The following is a 4,746-nucleotide window of genomic DNA, read 5'->3' on the forward strand; positions in this document are numbered from 1 at the left end:
TCTTGCACCTGGCAGGCCAGCCATTAAAGCAGCTATTGATATCGCGCTTAACGATATCCAGGGAAAGCTTTTAAACAAACCCTGTTACGAAATTTACGGTGCCGATCCGGCAAAAATGCCTGTAACTTCTTACACCATCGGAATTGATACACCAGAGGTAATCCGCGAAAAACTGAAAGATGCTGAAGCTTTTAAAGTGATCAAGGTAAAATTGGGCAGGGATAACGACCGGGAAATTATCGAAACCATCCGCAGCATGACCAATGTGCCGCTCTATGTGGATGCGAACCAGGGCTGGACGGATAAAATAAAAGCGATAGACCTGATTTACTGGCTACATAACCAGGGGGTGGTGCTGATTGAGCAGCCCATGGATAAAAACAACCCCGATGGCAATGCCTGGCTTACCGAACGTAGCCCTATTCCGCTACTGGCCGATGAAGCTGTGCAACGTTTAACCGATATGGATAAACTTAAAGGCGTTTATCATGGCATTAACGTAAAACTGATGAAAAGCTGTGGAATGTACGAAGGCCATCAGATGATTTTGAAAGCCCGTTCTTTTGGAATGAAGGTACTCATTGGTTGCATGAGCGAAACCAGTTGTGCAACCCTGGCCGCAGCCGCTTTAGCTCCATTATGTAACTGGGCAGATTTGGATGGCCCCTGGCTTACCAAAAACAATCCTTTTACCGATCCGGATTTCGAAAATGGGAAATATATTTTAAAAGATCTACCCGGATTAGGGCTTCAGGGTGTTACTTCGGATCTTTTTCTTTAAAACTTTTCCGAAGTTCTTTGCTTAACTGATACTTGAAATAAAATAAGCAACAGGCTACGCCAACCATAAAAGCTGCCGGCAGGTATTTATGGTTGTTGTAACACCAAACCAATCCAAAAACAGACAGGATAATGGCCAGGTTATAAAAGATATTTAAAGCGAATTTTTTGCCCAATGTGAAAATGATTGAATGAAAAAAGGAATGAATGATTGAATGGATTTCGAATAAGTGCAATGCATAACATTCACTCATTCAAAATTCCATCATTCCATCATTCAAAATTATATGGTTAATAAACCTGCATACCTGGATCAAAAGCTTCCTGCCAGGCCAAAATTCCACCTTTTAAGTTATATAGATTGTCGAATCCGTACTGTTGCTCCAACTGCATTACTGCAGCCGCACTTCTTTTTCCGCTACGGCACTGGATAATTACCGGTTTATCTTTAGCAACCTTGTCAGCTTCGATTAAAATTCCGCCCAAAGGGATATTCTCACCATCAAGATTGGAAACTTCGTATTCGAATGTTTCGCGGACATCAATTAGTTGAAAATCTTCTTTGTTATCGATTTTCTCTTTTAGTTCTTGTACCGATATTTCTTTCATTTTATTAAATGTATTTATGCAAATATAGGAAAATCGGCTTTACACTCCCCATCAAAAAATTGCCATAAAATTTTGTTTAAAACTGTAACAACTTTAATCCTTAGGCGTTTAAATATAAAATTCACAAATGGACAAACTGAACCGTTTCTTCTGGTTTTGCTCTGGCGCCCACATCACAACGCTCGAAAAATACCCTTCGGAACAAAATAAATATACCGGCATCGGCGCCACCATCTTTTTTACAGGCTTATTTGCCGCACTTTCGGGCGGTTATGCCATGTATTTTGTGTTTAAAGGAGCCGATCTGGCCGTAATCTTTGCCATTGTTTTTGGCTTTTTATGGGGAGCGGCCATTTTTAACATGGACCGTTATATTGTATCGAGTATTAACAAAAGCGCAAGCACCAATAAACAGTTACTACAGGCTACACCGCGTATTTTACTGGCCATCATGATCGGTATGGTAATATCTCGACCACTTGAGCTAAAGATTTTCGATAAAGAGATAAAAGAACGCTTAAAGGTAAGTTACCTCAACGGCCAACGCTCAAAAATCGACACGCTGAACAAAGCTTTCGAGAAAAAATACCAGGTAGAGTTTGGCAGGTTAAATCAACAGAAAGCCACCCGCGATTCGCTTGAAAAAGGTATAAAAGCCGACAGGCAAAAACTTAATTTTGAGATTTTCGGCAATAAAACCACCGAAACTTCGGGCGTAATGGGTTATGGCCCTTATGCCAAACGTAAGGAAGCAGAAATTAAGCAACGAACCACAGAACTCGATTCGCTAAAAGCAGCTATTAACAAATCTGAGGGTTTTGTAGATAAACGTAAAGAATTTGATGGCCTGTTTACCGAAAAACTCTACACCAAGAAACAATTGGATAGTTTATCGGATATTGCTGGTTTTGCCGACCGCAACTGGGCCCTTGGGCAGCTTAAATTTAATGTAGATGGCACCAGCGATAACAATACGGCAATTGCCATTACTTTTATTGGTTTGTTATTTATCTTTTTCGAATGTTTGCCTGTTTTTGTAAAACTGATGAGCGCCCGCGGACCGTACGATTATGCAATATCAGATGGTGATGAAGTAGCCATTTACCATTCAAAAAAAGACAAGGATTTTCACTTCGAAGTAGCCGACAATATCCACGAAACGAGGGTCGATTCCGAATCAACCAAAAAGAAAGAAATTATTAAAGGCAAAGCCTACCGCGATCTGGAAAAATACGATTGGGATGGGGATGCGAATGGATAAGGGAAGATGGAAAATGGATGATGGAGCGGAAAAAAGGTTCGTGGTATGATGGTCCATAGATCATAGTCTGGAGATTATAATCATTAAGCTATCAACCGGTTAATGGTTATATGGTTCATAGGTTATGGTTTAAAGGCACAAATTATTAACCATAGGCGTGTTTAAACTAACAGGCTATCAACCATTGGCTATCAAACCATCACCAAAGCTGTCAATCATTATGTGGCCAGCGATGGTGTATCAAACCATTAAGCTATCAACCATGACCTATAAGACCATGAACGATCAAACCATCAACCAGTAGGCAAGCAACTGCGGAATTCTCGACCAAAATCCCTAAATTGAACCCTTTATAACTTATTATATGAAGAAAGCACTCTTTTTTACCCTTGTCGGCATGGCAAGTTTGCAGCTTAAAGCGCAGAATATCGATAAAATTATCACACGTGAGTATACCGATCACCTGATTAAAACCCTAAGTGCGGATGATATGCAGGGCCGTGCAACTTTTACACCAGGAATTGATAAAGCAGCAACATTTATCGAATCAGAATTTAAAAAAATCGGTTTAAAACCTTTAACAGGAGAAAAAACATTCCGCCAAACATTTAATAAATACCAGATAGCCAACCAAAGCACCAGTGTTAAGATAGACGGACAGGAAATTGCTCCTGAAAATTTAATGGTTACCGGTGCTACCGCCGAAAACATTACGCTCGATAAATCGAATGCCACTGTTGTTAAACTGGATCCCGAAAAGCCTTTTGTGGCCCAGTTCAGGGCTATCCTAAATGCAGAAAAAAGCCAGATTGTTTTAGTAGACAGTAAATTTGCCGATCTTTTTAATCGTTATAGAGATCATTTTAGCAAACCTACAACGGTTGATGAAGAAGATATTAAAAAAACGACCAATGCTGTACAGGTTTTCGTTTTAGGTAAAGATGCCGCAACAGATTTTTCTGCGACTTTTAAAAACAAGGTAACCAAAATGCCTTTATTCAATGTTGCAGGTGTTATCCCAGGTAAATCTAAAGCAAAAGAAATTGTGGTTTTCTCTGGTCATTATGATCATTTGGGCTTTTTAAAACCTATAGATGGCGATAGTATTGCAAATGGGGCAGATGATGATGCTTCGGGTACCACAGCGATGATTGCTTTGGCAAAATATTATAAAGCACAGAAAAACAATGAGCGTACCCTCATTTTCGTTGCTTTTACAGCTGAGGAAATTGGCGGTTTTGGTGCAAAATACTTCTCAGAAAAATTAAACCCTGATGATGTGGTAGCCATGTTCAATATCGAAATGATTGGTAAAGATTCTAAATTTGGCAAAAACACCGCATTTATTACCGGTTATGAAAGATCGGATTTCGGTAAGATTTTACAGAAAAATTTAGCCGGTACCGAATTTACCTTCCATCCTGATCCTTATCCGGAACAGAATTTATTTTACAGAAGCGATAATGCTACTTTAGCCGCTTTAGGCGTTCCGGCACACACCATCAGTACCGATAAAATCGACATCGATAAGTTATACCATAGCGTAAAAGACGAATATAGCTCTTTAGATGTAGAGAACATCCTTTCTACCATTAAAGCTATTGCAAAAAGTGCTGTAACCATTGTTAATGGAACGGATACCCCAACCAGAATACCGAAGTTGAAGAAATAATCTATCAACCCCCGCAGGTTTTTTGAAACCTGCGGGGTTAAAGATAAAAACAGGGCGGTTTAGAACAATCTTTTGTTAATTAAACCCGACAGGTGCGAGCATCCCGATTTTTTCAATCGGGAAAAGCGGATGGCGAGAATACAGTATCTAAGAAATTCTACCTTTCGTTTCCAAAACCTAAAAATATCTTATTCCGATAATAGGAAACGACCGGTTCTGTGCTTTTGGCATTTTCAATCCCGCTTTTTGGTCCGAGTTCCGATGAAGGATCGGAAGCTCTTCCCTACAATCGGGTTTATTTAACGTAGGCTGGTGCAGGAAAAATCAAACCTTTCATCGAGTTAAAGATAAAAACAGGGCGGTTTAGAACAATCTTTTGTTAATTAAACCCGACAGGTGCGAGCATCCCGATTTTTTCAATCGG

At 39.8% G+C, this 4,746-nt stretch carries 5 protein-coding genes; 3 read left to right on the top strand and 2 right to left on the bottom strand.

What is annotated here, in order from left to right:
* Positions 1–781 (top strand): enolase C-terminal domain-like protein (locus B2V92_RS05945; RefSeq protein ID WP_293305707.1); only part of this gene is annotated, 781 nt, incomplete at its 5' end.
* Here B2V92_RS05945 and B2V92_RS05950 read toward each other — a convergent pair.
* Both B2V92_RS05950 and B2V92_RS05955 read right to left on the bottom strand, forming a co-directional pair.
* Complete coding sequence (locus B2V92_RS05950; RefSeq protein WP_293305709.1) at positions 759–956, bottom strand: DUF6358 family protein; 198 nt, start codon at positions 954–956, stop codon at positions 759–761. The two genes, B2V92_RS05945 and B2V92_RS05950, sit on opposite strands and share 23 nt — an antisense overlap.
* A gap of 115 nt (positions 957–1,071) precedes the next feature.
* Positions 1,072–1,389 (bottom strand): rhodanese-like domain-containing protein, encoded by a 318-nt coding sequence (locus tag B2V92_RS05955; RefSeq protein WP_293305711.1) that lies wholly within the window; start codon positions 1,387–1,389, stop codon positions 1,072–1,074.
* Positions 1,390–1,516: 127 nt separating this feature from the next.
* On the opposite strand from B2V92_RS05955, the gene B2V92_RS05960 reads away from it, so the two are divergent.
* The gene (locus B2V92_RS05960; protein ID WP_293305714.1) at positions 1,517–2,650 is read left to right on the top strand and encodes a DUF4407 domain-containing protein; all 1,134 of its coding nucleotides are present in this window, start codon (positions 1,517–1,519) and stop codon (positions 2,648–2,650) included.
* Between the two features lie 364 nt (positions 2,651–3,014).
* Positions 3,015–4,322: a M20/M25/M40 family metallo-hydrolase gene (locus B2V92_RS05965; protein WP_293305717.1), complete on the top strand. Its 1,308-nt coding sequence runs from the start codon at positions 3,015–3,017 to the stop codon at positions 4,320–4,322.
* The last annotated feature ends 424 nt before the right edge of the window (positions 4,323–4,746 follow it).

The sequence above is a fragment of the Pedobacter sp. UBA5917 genome (assembly GCF_002432345.1).
Classification (GTDB): Bacteria; Bacteroidota; Bacteroidia; order Sphingobacteriales; family Sphingobacteriaceae; genus Pedobacter.

Excerpts from the sequence above, each read along its gene's own strand:
- B2V92_RS05955 (WP_293305711.1), bottom strand. The coding sequence starts at position 1,389 with ATGAAAGAAATATCGGTACAAGAACTAAAAGAGAAAATCGATAACAAA.
- B2V92_RS05965 (WP_293305717.1), top strand. The coding sequence starts at position 3,015 with ATGAAGAAAGCACTCTTTTTTACCCTTGTCGGCATGGCAAGTTTGCAG.
- B2V92_RS05960 (WP_293305714.1), top strand. The coding sequence starts at position 1,517 with ATGGACAAACTGAACCGTTTCTTCTGGTTTTGCTCTGGCGCCCACATC.